Below are 17,777 nucleotides of genomic sequence, written 5' to 3'. Positions count from 1 at the left end.
TAAATGATCGCTAATTTCCACATCACGCACTTAGTTAGCGCGCAATATTTTACGAAACCAAACGAATCCAGCGGAGAACCACCATGACCACCCAGCGCATCGGCACCCTCCTCACCGGCAGCCTTCTCGCCCTGTCCATCGGCAGCGCCTTCGCCGCCGGCAGCCCCGGCGTGGAACACACCACCCAGGCCTTCCTCGAAGCCCTCGAAGCCGGCAACGGCAAGCCCCTGGAAACCCTCGCGCCGAAGGATGCCCGCGCCGTGCTGGTGGGCGCCCAGGCCGGCGTCAAGGTCGACCTCTCCGGCACCCGTGTCGAGAAGAAGAGCATCGAGATCAACGGCCAGCCCCTGGAGCTGACCCTCGTCCGCCCCGAAGGCGCCAAGGGCGACCTGCCGGTGTTCATGTTCTTCCACGGCGGCGGCTGGGTGCTGGGCGACTACCCGACCCACGAACGCCTGATTCATGACCTGGTGGTGAACTCCGGCGCGGTCGCCGTCTACGTGAACTACACCCCCTCCCCCGAGGCCAAGTACCCCACCGCCATCAACCAGGCCTACGCCGCCACTAAATGGGTGGCCGAGCACGGCAAGGACATCGGCGTCGACAGCTCGCGCCTGGCCGTGGCCGGCAACAGCGTCGGCGGCAACATGGCCGCGGTGGTGGCGCTGATGGCCAAGGAACAGGGCACCCCGAAACTGCGCGCCCAGGTGTTGCTGTGGCCGGTGACCGACGCCAACTTCGAGACGGCCTCGTACAACCAGTTCGCCCAGGGGCACTTCCTCACCAAGCCGATGATGCAGTGGTTCTGGGACAGCTACACCACCGACCCGAAGCAGCGCGCCGAGATCCACGCCTCGCCCCTGCGCGCCACCACCGAGCAACTGAAAGGCCTGCCGCCGACCCTGATCCAGACCGCCGAGTTCGACGTGCTGCGTGACGAAGGCGAAGCCTACGCCCGCAAGCTGGACGCCGCCGGCGTCGAGGTCACCGCCGTGCGCTACAACGGCATGATCCACGACTACGGCCTGCTCAACGTGGTCAACCAGGTCCCGGCGGTGCGCTCGGCCATGCTCCAGGCCGGCGCCGAGCTGAAGAAGCACCTGCAGTGAATCCAGGCGAAAAATCACAGGCAACAAAAAGCCCGGCCTAGGCCGGGCTTTTCACATCTCGCTAAAGGCTTAGGCCTTGACGCGGGACTTGTACTCGCCGGTGCGGGTATCGATCTCGATGGAGTCGCCGATTTCGCAGAAGGCGGAAACCTGCAGCTCGGCACCGTTGTTCAGGCGAGCGGTCTTCATCACTTTGCCGGAGGTGTCGCCACGAACGGAAGGTTCGGTGTAGGCGATCTGGCGGACGATGGTGGTCGGCAGTTCGACGGAAATGACTTTCTCGTTGAAGAACACGGCTTCACAGATGTCGGTCATGCCGTCTTCGATGAAGGTCAGTACGGCTTCCAGATCGTCTTTCTCGATCTCGTACTGGTTGAATTCGTTGTCCATGAACACATACAGCGGATCAGCGAAGTAGGAGTAGGTAACTTCCTTGCGATCCAGGATTACCGGTTCCAGCTTGTCGTCGGCCTTGAACACGGTCTCGGTGGCGGAACCGTTGAGCAGGTTCTTCAGCTTCATCTTGACGACTGCGCTGTTGCGGCCGGACTTGTTGAACTCGGCTTTCAGGATGACCCAGGGGGAGCCATTGATGTTGGCAACCTGGCCAGCGCGGAACTCTTGAGCGGTTTTCATACGAATATCCGATTTGGATGAGTGACAAAAAACAGGCCGCGTATCATATCCAATTTGTATAAAAATGCACCAGCCCTGCCGCCAGATCCTGGCGACCCGCCTGCAACCCGCACCATTTCGCGGCATGGGCCTGCAAGCAGGCCTCGAAAGACTGCATCGCCAACCAGGCGGCGCCCATGTCGCCCCCCTGGTTCCACACCCGCCAGGCCGCGAGCAACGCCCGCGCCGGCGCCTCGTCCAGGTCGGCGACATAGCGGGCGAGGAAGGCGTAGAGCTTCTCCAGGTGAACATCGTCCTCCTGCTGGTAGATGTGCCAGAGCATCGGCTGGCCGGCCCATTGCGCACGCACGAAGGAATCTTCCCCGCGCACCGCGTTGAAGTCGCAGCACCAGAGCAGGCGGTCGTAATCGTCCTGGGACAGGAAGGGCAGCACCTGCAGCACCAGGTTGCCGCGCTGGTGCCTGTCACCCACGGCCAGGCCACCGGCACCGAGCCAGTTCGCCACATCGCCCAGCACGCGCCCTTCGGGCACCAGCACCTGGGTGGCGCGCGGGTCCGCCGCCAAGGCATCGAGCCAGCCGGGCAGCGCCGCATTCTCGTAGGCGAACAGGGAGATCAGCCGCTCACCCGGCCGGTGCTGCACGCCGAGCGTGCGGAGGAAATCGGCCCGGGCCCCGGGCTTGCCGCGCAAGGCATCGCGCCGGTCGAGCAAGCCGCGCTCGCGCAGCAGGCCGCCGGTGCGCTCGGTGAACCCCGGGAAGAAGAAGAACTTCTGCAGCCCATCGGCCTGCAGGGACGGCAGGCCGTGGAAGCCTTCCACCCACTCCTCGGCGCTGAGGTACTCCAGGTTCAACCAGAGCGGCGAGCGGGCCCGTGCAGCCATGGCCTCCCGGTAGGCAGCGGGCAGCTGGCAGGCGAAGGCCTCGATCACCACGTCCGCAGGTTCCGTCGGCTGCCACTCGGCCGGCCAGTGGCGTACCTCCACGCCCTGGTGCACCTGGCGATCGGCCCTGGCATCGGCGCCGGGGCACAGCCGCGCGAAGGCGGCCGGCTCGTCCACCCAGAGACGCACCCGCAGGCCGTGCTCGGCCACCAGCTGGCGCGCCAGGCGCCAGGTCACGCCGATATCGCCGTAGTTGTCCACGACGCTACAGAAAATGTCCCAGTTCACGAGGGGCTTCCGCGATAAAAGCCGGCAGTTTACCCGCAGCCGGCCCGGGCGGAAAAAACAAGGCCCGCCAGGTGGCGGGCCAAAGGGGGTGCGGGATGGGCACCAGGAATAAACGGGCAGCCCCACGCTGCCAAAATGCGCCGGAGCAGGCGCTGGAAAACTCAGGCGGCCATGGCCAGGAAACCCTTGTGTCGCTTGGCCATCTTGGCCATTTCCAACTCCCAGATCGCCTTGCTTGCGCAGGCCATGTCCAGGGTGGTGTAGGGACCGGATTTGCACTGGCCGTCGATCATCACGAACCAGCAGGCCAGATGCCCCTGCGCACGCAGCGCCTCGGGAACTGCACTTCCAACGACGGACATGATGTCGATATGCGGCATGGCTGCCTCCTTCAATCTGTTGGAGCCAACTTTATTGGCGCGCCGCGCCGCTTTGAAATCAGTCGTCTCGATAGTGCTTATGGACGTTCACGATCACGCCCGTGGACCGCCCGGGAAAATCGGCAAAACCAATTCCCGCCCTGCCCGTCTATTGGCAAGGACACCCGGCAAGGAGGAAGACATGAAGGGCCACAACCGCTACGAGATCATCTACAAGGAAAACGGCACCCCGCGCGCCTTCATGGTCGAGGTGGATTACCAGCCGTCCAGCTCCGACATCTATGGCCTGCTGATGGAGAAACACGGCATCCCCTTCACCGGGGAGCCGAGGAACAACAGCGACTACCTGCGCATGACCGCCGAGAAGGGCATCACCGATGTCGCGGTGCGGCGCAAGTACTGAAAGCAGGAAGCCCCGGACGAATACCGGGGCTCCTCTGGGTCACGGGTCGGGGGTTGCGCGACGTCGGACGTGAAGGTCAGCTCAGGGTGCCAAGGTTGAACCCGGTCACCGAGGCGAGCGTGCCGCGCCACAGTGTCAGGCCGGTGCAGGTCAGGCCGCCGGCGGCATGGACGTTGACGTTCTTCAGGTGGATGTATTGCGGCGGCAGCAGTTTCGGGTCGTCGCCGGTGGTCTTGGTCATCACGCCCAGGTTGGCGAAGGTGGCGCGAATGTCCTCCCGCCCCTCCTGCGGCCAGGAGTTGGCGTACTCGTCGGCGAACTGGGCAAAGTAGCTCTCGACGGAGATGAGCGTGCCGCTGATCATCCCCGCGCCGATGGTCAGGGTGATGCCGACCTCCACACCGAGGTCGTTGGCCTGGCGCACCAGCATCTGCAGGAACCAGTCCATGCTGCGGCCCGTCCACTCGAAGTCCTTCGCCTTGCTCAGGTCGTATTCGGCGAGGCCCGCAGGCTCCTGCTTGGCGAGGTTGTTGTTGTCGCTCATTGTCCATCTCCAGTGGCTTCAAACCCTAGGTTTATAGCACGTGCCCTCGTTAGACAGAGGGCGCGACGCAAGAGTTGCGGCCCCACCAAGAGGGCGTAGGGTGTTCTAGGGGCAACCCCTAGACCATGTAAGAGATTGCCGACAAATGGCTAAGAGTTGAGCTAGCCATCACGTGGCCATCACCTTACAATTGGCGCCAAGTTCACGGCGAACCTGCTGGCGTAGCGCCCCCTGCAACGCAGCGTTCAATCCATCCAGGGAAAGCAATCCAAGCTGATTCGTAGTGACTCGACCAGGAAGGCCGATCACCGTCGGCTTCACCGTCGAGCAGTCGGAATGAGTACGGCCTTCAAGTGCTCCATCTTCGCAGCGTTACTGATCACCAGTGCTTTCTTCTCCACCACCAGCAATGCCGGCCAAGCCACGGGCAACCTGGGCGTCAGCTTGACGATATCCAGCGCCTGCGCAGTCGACAGCGGCTATGACGCCCGCTCGCGCTCCTACAGCGTGACCCGTCAATCCTGCTCCCAGGGCGGTGAATACCAGGTGCGCACCGAGCACGCCAACGGCCACAGCGAGACCCTCGCCGACAAGCCCGTGACCCAGGTGACCGGCGACGCCCAGGGCGACACCCGCGTGACCCTGTACTGGTAAGAACCCCGCCTCCCATCGCCAGCGCACCCGCCTGGCGATGCCCCCGCGCCAAACTGCCGCAACCGCTCCAGCACCCGCCCGCCTAGGGGGAACCCCTAGCGCCTCATTGCTATCATTTCCAGCCTTCCCGCCCTGTGCTCTGCTGGGCGCCGGTCAGACTCCCGACCGACTCATCAAGGAAAAGGACTGAGAGATGAAAAAGCTAGCGAAGCTGATACTGGCCGGCGCCGGATTGCTCGGCGCCCAGGGATTCACCCTCAATGCCCTCGCCGCCGAACTGCTCGGCAAATGGGACCTCAACGGCGACGGCACGCTGGAAAGCGTCTATCGCGGCACCGGCGTGCTGGAGGTACGCAACGCCGCCGGCGCCCTGGAGCGCAGCTACAACTTCGGCAACGTCACCTGGACCCTCGCCACCGCGGCCAACACCGACAGCCAGCCCGGTGCCGAGCTGGTGGTGAAGGCCGGCCCCGACGTGGCCATCGTCAACCACGCGCTCAACGACGTGCGCAAATACAGCATCGGCAACACCCTCTTCGACGTGGTCGGCACCGCCCAGCTGGACGGCGGCCAGGGCGACGAGGTGATCGTCCGCACCGGCAACGCCCTGGTGCTGATCTCCAACCTCAACCGCACCAAGCGCAACGTCACCGACGGCATCACCGGCACCTGGCAATACCAGGGCGCCTACAACCTCGGCACCCTGCCCTACGCCACCCTCGCCTACACCGCCGGCACCAGCCTGCGCCTGTACGACTACAGCCTGCAGGCCGGCCGCGAGTTCCCCACCGACGGCGTCACCAGCGTCATCACCGCCGCCGACCTCGACGGCGCGCCGGGCAACGAACTGGTGGCGCGCTCCAGCAGCAGCCTGCTGGTGATCACCGGCGGCGTGCAGACGGCCGTACTCAGCAGCTACCCCGGCGGCACCGGCTCCAACTGGAACGTCCACGGCACCCTCGCCGACACCGATGGCCAGCCGGGACAGGAAGTCATCCTGGCACTGCCGGGCAAGGTCCGCGTGGTGCACCAGCGCATCGGCCAGGCCAAGGACTACACCGTCTCCGGGACCTACGCCATCTATGCCGTCGCCGACCGCGATGGCGTGGCCGGCGCCGAGATCACCGTGGTCGACAGTGCCAACCGCTCCTTCGTCATCAATGACCGGCTCGGCACCATCAAGCCGTTGTAAACCTCGCGCTCCCGGCTTCGGCCGGGGGCCATTCCCTAGTACGGATGTACTAGTCGGCGACCAAGCGTGAGCCGGTTGGCGTAACGTGGCTGGCACCGCCGCTATGCTTGGCCGCCTCGAATCCCCTCTCCTATCGGGACTCCAGGCCCGCATCCAGAAGGAACGCCTCATGAACAAAGGACTCCCCTGCCTCAGCCTGCTCGGCCTGGCACTGCTCGGCGGCTGCGTCCCACCGCCCTCGCTGATCGACCAGCAGCGCCAGTACGAACAGGACGTCGAAGCCCAGGCACGCCAGCTGCACGCCGCCACCGACGACCTGTTCGAGGCGGCGATGGCCAGTGGCATGGCGATAGTCGTCACCACCACCGTCAACCTCGACAGCCAGCAGTACAACTTCGAGAACAACGACGATTCGGTGCGTTTCGAGAAGCTGCGCACCGGCACCGCGGTCTGGCGAAACAGCGCCAACCCCCAGCGCATCCTCTATGTGGGCAACAACATGAAGGCCGAGAAGATCGGCGTCCACGGCTCCCACTACCAGACGGTGTTCGGCCGCACGCTGTACCAGATCTACATCGTCGAGCCCGGCCATTACGACCTGGTCGGCAGCCTCTACAACTCGCCGCGCACTACCACGCCCAATCCCCAGGCCAACCGCGACATCGCGCCCTCACCCCTGGGCAAGGTCACCCTGGTGGAGAAGGAATTCAGCGAATTCGACCGGGGCCAGCGCTGGCAGGACCCGCAATACCAGACCGATACGGTGAACCAGAACTATTGCGCCGCCGTGCGTGTGGTCAGCGGCGAATGCGTGAGCTGGGGAACCAGCTCCTACGACGTCACACGCCAGACCTCGGCGGGTGGTTGGGTCGCCGACATCAACGAGCGCAAGGTGGCCAGCGTCGAGGCCCACAGCGAACTGAAGAAGGCCTTCGCCTCCTTCGACGTCGCTCCCGGCGAAGCCATCGTGGTCGACGGTTTCTACCCCGAGGCCCCCAACGTCGGCTTCGAGGAAAAGGACTGCCGGCGCGTGGCCAACGACAAGCTCGATTGCGAACTCTCCGCCCTCTATATGGTGCGCATCCCCACCGGCCTGCAGGAATTCCGCGGCGCCAGCGACCCGTCCAAGTACGGCTACATGAAGATGAGCAAGGCCCTGGCCAACCTGCAGTACCGCCCGGTCAAGCTCAACGCCAAGCCGATCAAGGATGAAAGCATCTGGGGCGAGACCTACGTGCTCAAGCGCTGAGCCAACGGCTGGCCCTGAAACGCAAAAGCCCCCTGGAGTCCTCGACTCCCGGGGGCTTTTTCATGCACGCGAAGATCAGCGCTTGATGAAGGTGTACGGCGGCCGCTTGAACAGCGACTGGTCCGGCAGCAGCTTCAGGCTGCCCGCCTCGACACCGAGCAGGGTGTACTCGGAACGCTCGGTAGCCTCGCGCTCCCCACCGCCCGAGAAGCTGTCCTTGAAGGTGTTGCGGGTCACCACCCGCAACGTGTCGCCCTTCAGCTCCCAGGTCCCGGCCGAGCGCCCGGTTCCCATGCTGTCAACCAGGGTGCCGGCGAAGCCGCCATCGGCCTTGAAGGTCCAGTCCAGCGTTTCTTCATCGTTCTTCATGTACCAGCGCCCGACGATATCGGCGCTCTTGAAGGCCGAAGGCTCTGCAGGCGCGGCATCGGTGGTCGGCTTCGCAGCCGCCTCGGGCGCCTTCTCGGCCGGGGATGCAGCCGCCCCCTTGATCTGCTCCGCCCCGCTCGGCGGCGGCACGCTGCCGAACTGCACCTTGCCGTCGGCATCCACCCATTTGTAGATCTGCGCACCCGCCACCACCGGCAGCCCCGGCAACACCATCACCGCGGCGAGCACCGCCAGCCATTTCCCTGAAACCACAATGCAGCTCCCGATATACCCATGAGTGAAGCGCCGACCGGCGCCCATGACTGAAACCGAACATGCCCGAGCAGGCAAGGCAGTTTCCGGTTTGTGTCACCCACCGGCAACCCATGCAGCAATGACCCCACACGAAAAAACCGGCACTGCGCCACAGGCAGGTTGCGACAGGGCGCACAACCTGCCTGACGGCACCGCGCCACTAGCTCATGCGCCCTATTCAAGTCGCAACGGGCACTCGCTAACGTCCGCGCTTTGCCGTGCAAGGGACTGGCCTCTCCAGTTGCCGAGCGGCCCTCCATGGAAGACACGCATGAACCTCAAGAACAAAGTCGTACTGGGCGCATCGCTGGCACTGCTGCTGATCCAGGTCCAGCAAACGGCGATGGCCGCCGACTGGTGGGTGATCTTCGGCACCGGGGACCAGCCCAACCGTGACCTCTTCTACGCCGACGGCGCCTCCGTCACCGAAGTCAAGATGGAATCCGGCCAGGCAGAACCCGCCCGCTCCGTCACCGTCGTGCAGATATTCGAAACCGCCGACGCCCCCGATTTCGTCGCTTACGACCTGCAGTTCCAGTGCAAGAAGCGCCTGCTGAAGGTCAACGCCGTCACCGCCTATAACCGCTCCGCCACCGCCTCGTCCCTGCCGGCACCACAAGGCTGGAAACCGGTCCCGCAGAGCTGGGTCGACCGCTCCTACGACTTCGCCTGTAAACCCGACGAGCGCGAATCCAACGCGATGATGCGCCTCGGCAACACCACCGCCGACGTCCTCGCCACCGTCACCCGCACCAAGATGTGGGGCATCACCCGCCCGAGCGCCTATGAAGAGAACCACGGCCCCAACGCTGTGAAGAACAGCAGCCAGGGCGTGCTGCGCGACCTCGACCTCCTCCTGGGCAACAAGCCCGCCAATCAGTGACGGGAAGCCAGGCCCCAGGAGACAGACAAATGAAAACGCTACGGATACTCGCCCTGGCCTGCCTGCTGCTGGCACTCGGTGGCTGCATCCAGATGGACACGCTCCCCGAGCTCTACGCCGCCAGCCAATGGAAGGGCCGCTCCGCCGAGGAGGCCATCAACTTCTTCGGCAAGCCGGACCAGATGAACCCCACCGGCACCGGTGAGGTCGTGCTCAGCTGGTACAGCGACACGTCCTACTACCGGAACGAAGTGGTGGGCACCTCGTCGGAGCAGCAAGGCAACGTCATCGTCACCACCAACTACTGGGACAACGTCCACCACCCCAACCGCTGCATCATCACGATCACGGTCGACAAGTCGAAGACCATCACCGCCTTCGAGGCCGACGACGGGCAGATGCTGCTGTCCCACGGCTGCGCCCAGATCGAGTTCGGGCCGCCTTGAGTGGCCGAACTCACAGGCTTCCCTCCGGAATCGGCACCAGGTTATCTCGGACGCGGAAAGGCGAAACCACTGGCATTGCACAGCTCACGAGCAACCTGACGTGCCAGTCGGATGCAGAGTGCCCCGCCAATGCGGGGCTTTTTCATTCTGAGCCCTGAGAATCCAGCGCCTTTGCCAACCTCATCATCAGCCGGTTTCCGGACATTTGCCGACACGCCGCACTGCCAGTAGAGTTGCGCGACATCAGCCAAGGCCCGGGCAGCCGAAGACGTCGATTCAAGGAAGAACACAATGAAGCTGGGAACGATCCTCAAGGTCGCGGCCTTCGCCGCATTCGCCTACTTTTGCGTCAAGCAGATACTCATCCACCAGAGCTGGCCCGAAACCACCGGAACAATCACGACGATCACGCACAAGCCCCAGAACGGCGGCTCCTCTTACGTCGTGAAGATCAACGTCTCCTATACCGTTGATGGCCACACGTACTCGGACGTCGGAATCAGAGAAGTCAAAAGACGGACCCTCGACGGAACCCTTAGCCAGAACAAGCCGGGCACTTCCGTGAAGGTGAAGTACGATCCCCAGTTCCCTCAGGATGCAATGATCACAACCCCGGGATGGGATGGATTGAAGCTATGAAGGTGAACACAAGGCGCCTTGCTCATGTTTGGCCCGCACTGATGGCAATCCTCCTCCCCGGATGCGCTACCGAGCCGGAGCAGTGCCGTATCACGCCATCCCTGATTTCCGAGCTCAAGCTCGGCCAGACCTCCTTTCACCGCCTGGACCACCTTGGCGAAATGGATGGGGGCGTAGTGATGGGGAACGCATGGTTCCTGTCTGGTGGCTGGGTCTGCGCGGATGGCACCTACCTCAACATCACCGTTGAAGACAGGGACATCATCGGGGAGTACAGCTACGGATTTCCAGGGCAGGACCCCATCACCTGTGACCAGCTGCCAAAACCGGGATGCCAGTGATACGCAGCGCCCGCTCGCAACCATAAAGTAGCGGCGTACTCCAGGCGCAGAGGCCCGACGGCCATCCGCTCGCTTTAGCCACTCTCAATCCCAATCAGGAGCCTGGCGGCAGCAACTTTCGAGATGACAGGTTTCAGGGGGCGTCCTGAGCAGGACTGGAATACGGTGTTCTGGTCCTAAAATGGTCCTGAACGAAACCGCTAGAAAGCAAAAACCCCTGACTTCACTAGGAATATCAGGGGTTTGCTTGAATCGGAAAGTGGCGGTGAGGGTGGGATTCGAACCCACGATACGGTTTCCCGTATACACACTTTCCAGGCGTGCTCCTTCAACCGCTCGGACACCTCACCGGGATCTCTACGAGGCGTCAGCCCCGTCGAGGTGCGCTAATTTAGTGGAGTGTTTTCCGGAATGCAAATATTTTTTTGAGAATTTTCATGCGCTTATGAAGAGCGGGTCGAGTCGCTGTCCTGGCCCTGGCGGTAGTCGTCGAATTTGAGGCTGCCGAAGAAGATGAAGCCGAAGGAAACGAATACTCCAGCGACGAACAGGAGCAGCACACCGGCAGGATTCTGCAGCACCGCGCTGTTGGCCAGGAACAGCGAGCCGAGCAGCAGGACGACGGCGAGGATGATGCTGGCGATATGGGCGGGTCGGTCCATGGGGAGCTCCTTCAGGCGATGGCGGCGAGGTTATCGGCTGGCGTGCGCAGCGCCCAATTGGCAGTCCGCATCGTCGCCATAGAGCGCGCCTTATAAGGAGCAAGGGCCCGGTGCGCCTGACTTGCCAGTCAGCCAAAGCGCTTTACCTGCCCCGTGCGCGTGAGTAACGTCTGCCCCATTCCACAACAAGGACCCCTGCCATGAGTGAGCTGATCTCCTACCAATTCGAAGACGGCATCGCCACCCTCACCCTTGCCAACGGCAAGGTGAACGCGATTTCCCCGGACGTGATCGCCGCCTTCAACGCCGCGCTCGACCGCGCCGAGCAGGACCGCGCCATCGTCATCCTCACCGGCCAGCCGGGCATCCTCTCCGGTGGCTACGACCTCAAGGTGATGACCTCCGGCCCGCAGAACGCCGTCAACCTGGTCGCCGCCGGCTCCACCCTGGCGCGCCGCATGCTCGCCCACCCCTACCCGATCATCGTCGCCTGCTCCGGCCATGCCGTGGCCAAGGGTGCCTTCCTGCTGCTGTCGGCGGACTACCGCATCGGCGTCGACGGCCCGTTCAGCATCGGCCTGAACGAAGTGCTGATCGGCATGACCATGCACCACGTCGGCATCGAACTGGCGCGTGACCGCCTGACCAAGGCGGCCTTCCACCGCTCGGTGATCAATGGCGAGATGTTCGACCCCAAAGGTGCCCTGGAAGCCGGCTTCCTCGACAAGGTCGTGCCTGCCGAAGAACTGCTGGCCACTGCCCAGGCCGTCGCCCAGCAGATGAAGAAGATCAACTCCACCGCCCACAGGAACACCAAGCTCAAGGTGCGCAAGGCGCTGCTCGAGACCCTGGATGCCGCCATCGAGCAGGACAAGCAGCACCCGCTCTGATCGCATCGTCGCTGTCGAAAGCCCGGCTCCGCGCCGGGCTTTTTCATTTCCGCCTCCCGCCTCGCTGCAGCCGCCTAGACTCCCTCCCCAGACGAGCTGCAAGAATTTCCGACAGATGATGGCACTTTGCTTCGGACAAGCTCGAAAAGCTGTATTACTTTTAAGCCATGACGCCAGGCACGGACGGAAGGCATCAGGCATATCAATCGCCAGGAGCTCCGTATGAAGATTGCCCACAAGGTCAGCCTTGCCGCCGCAGCCGTACTCTTCCTCACCACCGCGCTCCTGTCCCTGGCCCAGGTCAGCCAGGTTCGCAGCACCCTTCGCGTCCAGGCCGAATCGAGCATCTCCGAATCCAGCAATGCCCTGGCCCGCCAGATCGAGAACTGGCTCAACGCCAAGCTGCGCCTGATGGACCTGATGGCCCAGACCATCGACAGCAAGTACAGCCCCGAGGAAACCCAGCGCGTGGTCGACTCCTCGATGCTGAAGAATGAATTCATCCTCGTCTTCGGCTCCCTCGAAGCCGACGGCAAGCCGATCAAGAACGACCCATCCTGGCAGCCCAAGCCCGACTGGGACGGCCGCCAGCGCCCCTGGTACGCCACCGGCAAGGCCGGCAGCCAGGCCGTGCTCACCGAGCCCTACGTCGACTCCACCACCGGCGAGATCCTCATCTCCGCCGTCGCCCGCATCACCGACGCCGGCAAGTTCCTCGGCGTGATGGGCGGCGACATCCGCCTCAAGACCGTGGCCGACGCGGTCAATACACTGGACTTCAACGGCGCCGGCTACGCCTTCCTGCTCAGCCGCAACGGCAACATCATTTCCCACCCCGACACCAAGCTGAACGGCAAGCCCTACAGCGAGCTGTTCGGCGGCAAGAGCCCGGCCCTGAACAAGGAACTGCAGGAGGTCGATACCGGCGACCAGCAACTGCTGGTGTCCTTCACCCCGCTGCCCAACCTCAAGGGCATGGACTGGTACATCGGCGTCGTGCTCGACCAGGGCAAGGTGATGGCCGAAGCCAATGCCCTCAGCTGGCGCGCCGTGATCGGCACCGTGCTGGGCGTGGTCATCAGCCTGGTGCTGCTCGGCGTACTGATGAAGAGCCTGCTGCGCCCGCTGGACGCACTGGGCGATTCGCTGCACGAGATCAACAGCGGCCAGGGCGACCTGACCAAGCGCCTGCCCGCCGCCGGCAACGATGAAATCTCCCTGGTGGCACGCGAATTCAACAGCTTCCTGCAGAACCTGCAGACCCTGATCGGCGACGTGATGGGCAGCTCCAGGCAGGTGCGCGGCAGCACCGACCTCACCTCCAACGAAGCCGGACAGGCAGCCAACCGCCTGCAGGTGCAACTGATGGAGCTGGACCAGTTGGCCACCGCCATGCAGGAGATGGCCTCCACCGCCGAGGAGGTCGCACGCAACGCCCAGGCTGCCGCCCAGGCCGCGCTGGCCGCCAACGAGGAGACCGAGAACGGCGTCACCGTGGTCTCCCGCTCCACCGAGGCGATCAAGCAGCTCGCCAACGAGATGGACGACACCGGCCAGGCCATCAACGAGTTGGCCAAGCTCAGCCAGAGCATCGAATCCATCCTCTCGGTGATCACCAGCATCGCCGACCAGACCAACCTGCTCGCCCTCAATGCCGCCATCGAGGCCGCGCGGGCCGGCGAGTCAGGCCGTGGGTTCGCGGTGGTGGCCGACGAGGTACGCTCCCTCGCCTCGCGCACCCAGCAGTCGACCCAGGAAATCCGCCAGATGATCGACCAGCTGCAGACCGGCGTACGCCAGGCCGAGCAGCGCATGCAGCAGAGCCGCGACACCGCCAGCAAGACCGCCGACGATGCCGGCGCCGCCAACGACATGCTCGGGCGCATCCGCGATGCCATCAACCGCATCAACGACATGAACCTGCAGATCGCCACCGCCGCCGAGCAACAGAGCGCCACCACCGAAGAGATCAACCGCAACACCACCAATATCCGCGACATCAGCCACGAGGTCGCCGGCGGCGCCGAGCAACAGGTGCGCCAATGCGCGGTGATGGTGGAACAGGTCGGCCAGCAGGACAGGTTGCTCAGCCGCTTCAAGATCTGACCCGGGCAGGCCGCGCAAGACGCGCGGCTGCTTTACGGGAGGCATGCCATGCGTGCATTTCTGCTGGTGGCCCTGCTCTGCGCCACGGCCCTGTGCCGTGCCCAGGCGCAAACGCCCATCGAGGTCACCATCCTCTGCGACTCGGGCTACCCGCCCTACAGCTACGAGGTAAAAGGCGAGGCCAAGGGGCTCTACACCGACATCCTGCGCAGCGTCTTCGCCCTGATGCCCGGCTACAAGGTGACCATCCGGCCTGTGCCCTGGCCGCGCGGGCTGGCGGAAGTGGCCAAGGGCAACGCCTTCGCCCTCTACCCGCCCTACTACCGCCCGGACGAACGCCCCTGGATGGAATACTCGCGGCCGATCATGGAAGAGAGCCTGGCGGTGTTCATCCGCCCGGGGCTGGCCGGCACCCGGCATTTCGACGACTTCCCCAGCGCCTACGCCGGGCTGCGCGTGGGCCTCAACAGCGGCTTCGTCACGGTCAATTCCCAGCGCTACCGCGAGATGGTGGAGGCCGGCGAGATCGACCAGTCCTACGCCCGCGACAATCGCACCAACCTGCTCAAGCTGCTGCACCAGCGCATCGATGTCTATATCAACGATCGCCTGTCGATCCTCTGGGAGCTGCAGCAGATGCGCGAGGACGGCAGCATCACCGAGGAAGAGGCCGCCAGCCTGGTGGAAGGCCCGGTCCTGGCCAGCGAGCGCGGCCACCTGGGCTTCACCCGCCTCAATGCGGCGGCCTACCCCTACCGCGCCGACTTCATGCAGCGCTTCGATACGGCACTGGCCAAGGTTCAGGCCAACGGCACGCTCGATCGCCTCGCCGAGCGGTATGCCTCGCCGGAATTCCTCCCAGCCACGGCCAGCGGCACAGAAAAGGTTACAACCCCCTGACCGGCAGCAATTGCCCAATAAAGTGCACACCCGTACACTGCGCGCCTTTTGTCTGACTGGGCGACCCCGATGCTTTTCCTCCCGCGCATGGTTCTAATGGGCCTGCACTTCATCGTCGCCGGCATCGCCGGTTTGCTGCTCGGCATCTGCCGCCCGTTCAACCCGGACAATAGCCGTCTCTGCGCCCGCCTCTACTCCTTGCCGGCGCTGCGCATCCTGCGCCTGAAGGTGAAGACCGACGTGGCGCTGCTGGAGCACGACAAGGCCTGTGTGATCATCGCCAACCACCAGTCCAACTACGACCTCTACGTGCTCGGCCGCGTGGTGCCGCCGCGCACCGTCAGCATCGGCAAGAAGAGCCTCAAGTGGGTGCCCTTCTTCGGCCAGCTCTACTGGCTCGCCGGCAACGTGCTGATCGACCGTGGCAATGCGCGCAAGGCCCGCGACGCGATGCTCACCACCACCGAAACGCTGCGCAACAAGGACACCTCCATCTGGGTCTTCCCCGAAGGCACCCGCAACCTCGGCGAAGAGCTGCTGCAGTTCAAGCGCGGCGCCTTCCAGATGGCCATCGCCGCCGGCGTACCGATCATCCCGGTGTGCGTCAGCAACTACGTCAAGCAGATGCGCCTGAACAGCTGGAACAGCGGCAAGGTGATCATCCGCGCCCTGCCCGCCATCCCCACCGTCGGCCTGAGCCTGGACGACCTGCCCATGCTGATCGAGGAATGCCGGCAGAAGATGCTCGACTGCATCAACGCCATGGACCGTGAACTGGCCCAGGCCTGATCGCACCGCCCCATGAAAAAGCCCGGCTCGATGCCGGGCTTTTTCGTTGCGACTCCGTAGGCTGGGCTTCAGCCCACGCGGTTCGAAGCCTGATGCCGGGCAATCAAAACGCCCCGCTCCACCAGCCAGCCCAGCACGAACTCCGCCACCGAGCCCGGCGCGCGCAACCAGGCGCTGTGGGGGTTCTCGTGGGGCGGGCGCGGCGATGGCAGGCGCTGCACGCGGGGCGGCGCCTGGATCAGCGCGGCCAGGCCGAGGGTCGACGCCTCCGGCGAGAAGTTGTCGCCCTCGATGGTGACGAAGAGCGAGGTGACGCCGACGTCCCCCGGCGCTGCGAGCGGCAACCCGACGTGGCGGAAATCGCCGGTGAAGGCGACCCGCCCCCACTCTCTTATCAGGCGGCGAGCCTCATGGCCGCCGAAGCCGATGCGCGGCCCCGGCAGGTAGCCGAGCACCGCCGTCATCAGGTTGAAGGCCAGTGCCACCGTCGGCGTCATCAGGCGCTTGCGACCGCGCCAGTGGCGATAATGGATGTTGCCGCAGGCGACGCCGACCACCGTCACCTCGGCATCCGGGTTGGCAGCGGCATAGAGCGCGGCGACATGCCCGCCCAGGCTGTGCCCCAGCAGCACCTGGCGGCTCCCGGTGAAATGCCGCCCGGCCAGGGCCAGCAGCGTGGGCACGAAGTCCTCCACCAGTTCACGGTAGCCATAGTCATGGCGACGATCCGGGCGCGGCAGGCTGGTGGCCTGCCCAGGCCAGTCGGCCACCAGCACATTGCAGCCGGCAGCCACCAGCACCTGGGCCAGCGCCTCGTACTTGCGCGCCGCCACGCCCATGGCGGGCAGCACCACCAGCGCAGGTGCGCCCGGCTGCCCCGGGTAGAGGGTCACCGGGCAGTCGAAGGTGCCAGCGGCGAATGGGAAGGCCTCGTTCACGCCTGTTTTCCTTGTTCTGAGCGGGAGTCGCCGAATCTAGAACAAGCGCCCGGTCCGCACCATTACCCAGCCGGTAATTCGGCAGAAGTGCCCGCCTTTGTGGAAGAACTCCCCGCAGCCGTCGACACTCTCAGGCAGGGGCGGGTTAAGCTCACCGCCGCTCACCCGCCGAACAAGGAAAAACAACGCATGGGCCATGTGGTAGCCGCCGCCGTCTACGCCAAGGGCAAGAAGATCACCGACATCAGCCTCGACCAGGGCAAGGAGTGGGCGAAGAAGCCGGGCCACTTCGTCTGGATCGGCCTGCATGACCCGGGCGCCGAAGAGCTGACCAACCTGCAGCGCCAGTTCGACCTGCACGAACTGGCGCTCGAAGACGCCCTGGTGCGCCACACCCGGCCGAAACTCGAGACCTTCGGCGACGCGCTGTTTCTGGTGCTCTACTCGCCGGTGCGCACCGACGCCGGCCTGACCTTCGTCGAAACCCAGCTGTTCGCCGGCACCGGCTACGTGATCAGCGCCCGCTACGGCGAATCGGCGCCCTACTCCCAGGTCCGCCAGCGCTGCGAAGCACGCCCGCTGCTGCTGGAACACGGCGAGGACTTCGTGCTCTATGCGCTGCTGGCCTTCGTCATCGAGAACTACCGCCCGCTGATGGACAGCTACCACGGCGAGCTGGAGGCCCTGGAGCAACTGGTGCTCGACCGGCCCCTGAGCCAGGCCGACGTCGAACACATCCAGGGCGTGCGCCGCGACCTGCTGCGCCTGCGCCGCTACATCGGCCCGCTGGCGGAGATCTGCCAGGAGCTGCAACGCCTGGACTTCCCCTTCATCGACAAGAACATGCGGCCCTACTTCCGCGACATCGCCATCCACGTCAACCGCCTGCTGGAGGACCTCACCGCGCTGCGCGAGATGGCCGACCACGCCATCGAGATCGGCCTGCTGCTGGAGTCCTCGCGCCAGAGCGTGGTGCAGCGAAAGTTCGCCGCCTGGGCGGCCATCCTCGCCTTCCCCACCGCCGTGGCCGGCATCTACGGGATGAACTTCCAGAACATGCCGGAGCTGACCTGGCACTACGGCTACTTCGGCGTGCTCGGCTTCATCGCCGTCGGCTGCACCGGGCTGTTCGCCAGCTTCAAGCGCTCGGGCTGGCTCTAG

Annotated in this window: 21 protein-coding genes, 1 tRNA gene and 1 pseudogene; 15 read left to right on the top strand and 8 right to left on the bottom strand. The window is 64.6% G+C overall.

Annotation, left to right across the window (positions count from 1 at the left end):
• Positions 1–83 precede the first annotated feature (83 nt).
• Complete coding sequence (locus tag WFQ67_RS24690) at positions 84–1,109, top strand: alpha/beta hydrolase (protein WP_337058463.1); 1,026 nt, start codon at positions 84–86, stop codon at positions 1,107–1,109.
• A 69-nt stretch (positions 1,110–1,178) separates the two neighbouring features.
• Here the strand turns inward: WFQ67_RS24690 and efp are convergent, their stop codons facing one another.
• The 3 genes from efp to WFQ67_RS24675 form a co-directional block, all read right to left on the bottom strand.
• On the bottom strand, positions 1,179–1,745 hold the full coding sequence (gene efp, locus WFQ67_RS24685; protein ID WP_173178410.1) for an elongation factor P: 567 nt from the start codon (positions 1,743–1,745) through the stop codon (positions 1,179–1,181).
• Between the two features lie 43 nt (positions 1,746–1,788).
• Positions 1,789–2,916 carry an elongation factor P maturation arginine rhamnosyltransferase EarP gene (earP, locus tag WFQ67_RS24680; protein WP_337058462.1) on the bottom strand — a complete coding sequence of 376 codons (1,128 nt, stop codon included), beginning with the start codon at positions 2,914–2,916 and terminating at the stop codon, positions 1,789–1,791.
• A 161-nt stretch (positions 2,917–3,077) separates the two neighbouring features.
• Positions 3,078–3,296 carry a hypothetical protein gene (locus tag WFQ67_RS24675; RefSeq protein WP_111264147.1) on the bottom strand — a complete coding sequence of 73 codons (219 nt, stop codon included), beginning with the start codon at positions 3,294–3,296 and terminating at the stop codon, positions 3,078–3,080.
• 181 nt (positions 3,297–3,477) lie between these two features.
• Here WFQ67_RS24675 and WFQ67_RS24670 point away from each other — a divergent pair, with 181 nt between their 5' ends.
• Positions 3,478–3,699, top strand: a complete 222-nt coding sequence (locus WFQ67_RS24670; RefSeq protein ID WP_213629313.1) for a hypothetical protein — start codon at positions 3,478–3,480, stop codon at positions 3,697–3,699.
• 76 nt (positions 3,700–3,775) lie between these two features.
• Here the strand turns inward: WFQ67_RS24670 and WFQ67_RS24665 are convergent, their stop codons facing one another.
• Entirely contained in the window at positions 3,776–4,243 is a 468-nt protein-coding gene (locus WFQ67_RS24665) for a hypothetical protein (protein ID WP_213629311.1), read from the bottom strand.
• Between the two features lie 336 nt (positions 4,244–4,579).
• On the opposite strand from WFQ67_RS24665, the gene WFQ67_RS24660 reads away from it, so the two are divergent.
• The 3 genes from WFQ67_RS24660 to WFQ67_RS24650 all read left to right on the top strand — a co-directional run bounded on the left by WFQ67_RS24660 (position 4,580) and on the right by WFQ67_RS24650 (position 7,338).
• On the top strand, positions 4,580–4,897 hold the full coding sequence (locus WFQ67_RS24660; protein WP_337058461.1) for a hypothetical protein: 318 nt from the start codon (positions 4,580–4,582) through the stop codon (positions 4,895–4,897).
• Between the two features lie 193 nt (positions 4,898–5,090).
• Positions 5,091–6,089, top strand: coding sequence for a hypothetical protein (locus WFQ67_RS24655; protein WP_337058460.1), 999 nt, complete (start codon positions 5,091–5,093; stop codon positions 6,087–6,089).
• Between the two features lie 169 nt (positions 6,090–6,258).
• Entirely contained in the window at positions 6,259–7,338 is a 1,080-nt protein-coding gene (locus WFQ67_RS24650; protein WP_173178404.1) for a hypothetical protein, read from the top strand.
• A gap of 75 nt (positions 7,339–7,413) precedes the next feature.
• Here the strand turns inward: WFQ67_RS24650 and WFQ67_RS24645 are convergent, their stop codons facing one another.
• On the bottom strand, positions 7,414–7,980 hold the full coding sequence (locus tag WFQ67_RS24645; RefSeq protein ID WP_337058459.1) for a DUF4124 domain-containing protein: 567 nt from the start codon (positions 7,978–7,980) through the stop codon (positions 7,414–7,416).
• 313 nt (positions 7,981–8,293) lie between these two features.
• Between WFQ67_RS24645 and WFQ67_RS24640 the strand changes: the two genes are divergently transcribed.
• The 4 genes from WFQ67_RS24640 to WFQ67_RS24625 all read left to right on the top strand — a co-directional run bounded on the left by WFQ67_RS24640 (position 8,294) and on the right by WFQ67_RS24625 (position 10,331).
• Positions 8,294–8,905 carry a hypothetical protein gene (locus tag WFQ67_RS24640; protein ID WP_337058458.1) on the top strand — a complete coding sequence of 204 codons (612 nt, stop codon included), beginning with the start codon at positions 8,294–8,296 and terminating at the stop codon, positions 8,903–8,905.
• Between the two features lie 29 nt (positions 8,906–8,934).
• Positions 8,935–9,351 (top strand): hypothetical protein, encoded by a 417-nt coding sequence (locus WFQ67_RS24635; protein WP_337058457.1) that lies wholly within the window; start codon positions 8,935–8,937, stop codon positions 9,349–9,351.
• Between the two features lie 291 nt (positions 9,352–9,642).
• The gene (locus tag WFQ67_RS24630) at positions 9,643–9,990 is read left to right on the top strand and encodes a DUF3592 domain-containing protein (protein ID WP_213629304.1); all 348 of its coding nucleotides are present in this window, start codon (positions 9,643–9,645) and stop codon (positions 9,988–9,990) included.
• The gene (locus tag WFQ67_RS24625) at positions 9,987–10,331 is read left to right on the top strand and encodes a hypothetical protein (RefSeq protein WP_213629303.1); all 345 of its coding nucleotides are present in this window, start codon (positions 9,987–9,989) and stop codon (positions 10,329–10,331) included. The genes WFQ67_RS24630 and WFQ67_RS24625 overlap by 4 nt, the downstream gene beginning before the upstream one ends.
• A 260-nt stretch (positions 10,332–10,591) precedes the next feature.
• On the opposite strand, the gene WFQ67_RS24620 is transcribed toward WFQ67_RS24625, so the two are convergent.
• Together WFQ67_RS24620 and WFQ67_RS24615 are read right to left on the bottom strand one after the other, a co-directional pair.
• Positions 10,592–10,681, bottom strand: a tRNA-Ser gene (locus WFQ67_RS24620).
• Positions 10,682–10,774: 93 nt separating this feature from the next.
• Complete coding sequence (locus tag WFQ67_RS24615) at positions 10,775–10,993, bottom strand: hypothetical protein (protein WP_213629302.1); 219 nt, start codon at positions 10,991–10,993, stop codon at positions 10,775–10,777.
• Between the two features lie 200 nt (positions 10,994–11,193).
• Here WFQ67_RS24615 and WFQ67_RS24610 point away from each other — a divergent pair, with 200 nt between their 5' ends.
• The 5 genes and pseudogenes from WFQ67_RS24610 to WFQ67_RS24595 all read left to right on the top strand — a co-directional run bounded on the left by WFQ67_RS24610 (position 11,194) and on the right by WFQ67_RS24595 (position 15,678).
• Positions 11,194–11,883: a crotonase/enoyl-CoA hydratase family protein gene (locus WFQ67_RS24610; protein WP_213629301.1), complete on the top strand. Its 690-nt coding sequence runs from the start codon at positions 11,194–11,196 to the stop codon at positions 11,881–11,883.
• A gap of 222 nt (positions 11,884–12,105) precedes the next feature.
• Positions 12,106–13,131: pseudogene (locus tag WFQ67_RS30530) on the top strand (HAMP domain-containing protein); the annotation flags it as partial.
• Positions 13,132–13,161: 30 nt separating this feature from the next.
• Positions 13,162–13,989, top strand: a complete 828-nt coding sequence (locus WFQ67_RS30525; RefSeq protein ID WP_373874767.1) for a methyl-accepting chemotaxis protein — start codon at positions 13,162–13,164, stop codon at positions 13,987–13,989.
• A 48-nt stretch (positions 13,990–14,037) separates the two neighbouring features.
• Positions 14,038–14,889, top strand: coding sequence for a substrate-binding periplasmic protein (locus WFQ67_RS24600; RefSeq protein WP_213629299.1), 852 nt, complete (start codon positions 14,038–14,040; stop codon positions 14,887–14,889).
• A 69-nt stretch (positions 14,890–14,958) separates the two neighbouring features.
• The gene (locus tag WFQ67_RS24595) at positions 14,959–15,678 is read left to right on the top strand and encodes a lysophospholipid acyltransferase family protein (RefSeq protein ID WP_111264136.1); all 720 of its coding nucleotides are present in this window, start codon (positions 14,959–14,961) and stop codon (positions 15,676–15,678) included.
• A gap of 68 nt (positions 15,679–15,746) precedes the next feature.
• Here the strand turns inward: WFQ67_RS24595 and WFQ67_RS24590 are convergent, their stop codons facing one another.
• Entirely contained in the window at positions 15,747–16,616 is an 870-nt protein-coding gene (locus WFQ67_RS24590; protein WP_213629298.1) for an alpha/beta fold hydrolase, read from the bottom strand.
• 189 nt (positions 16,617–16,805) lie between these two features.
• Between WFQ67_RS24590 and WFQ67_RS24585 the strand changes: the two genes are divergently transcribed.
• Positions 16,806–17,777, top strand: coding sequence for a magnesium and cobalt transport protein CorA (locus tag WFQ67_RS24585; protein WP_173178396.1), 972 nt, complete (start codon positions 16,806–16,808; stop codon positions 17,775–17,777).

The organism is Pseudomonas sp. USHLN015 (assembly GCF_037153275.1).
GTDB classification, from domain to species: Bacteria; Pseudomonadota; Gammaproteobacteria; order Pseudomonadales; family Pseudomonadaceae; genus Metapseudomonas; species Metapseudomonas tohonis.
The sequence above is the reverse complement of the archived record's forward strand: the minus strand, read 5'-3'. Positions and strand labels throughout refer to the sequence as shown.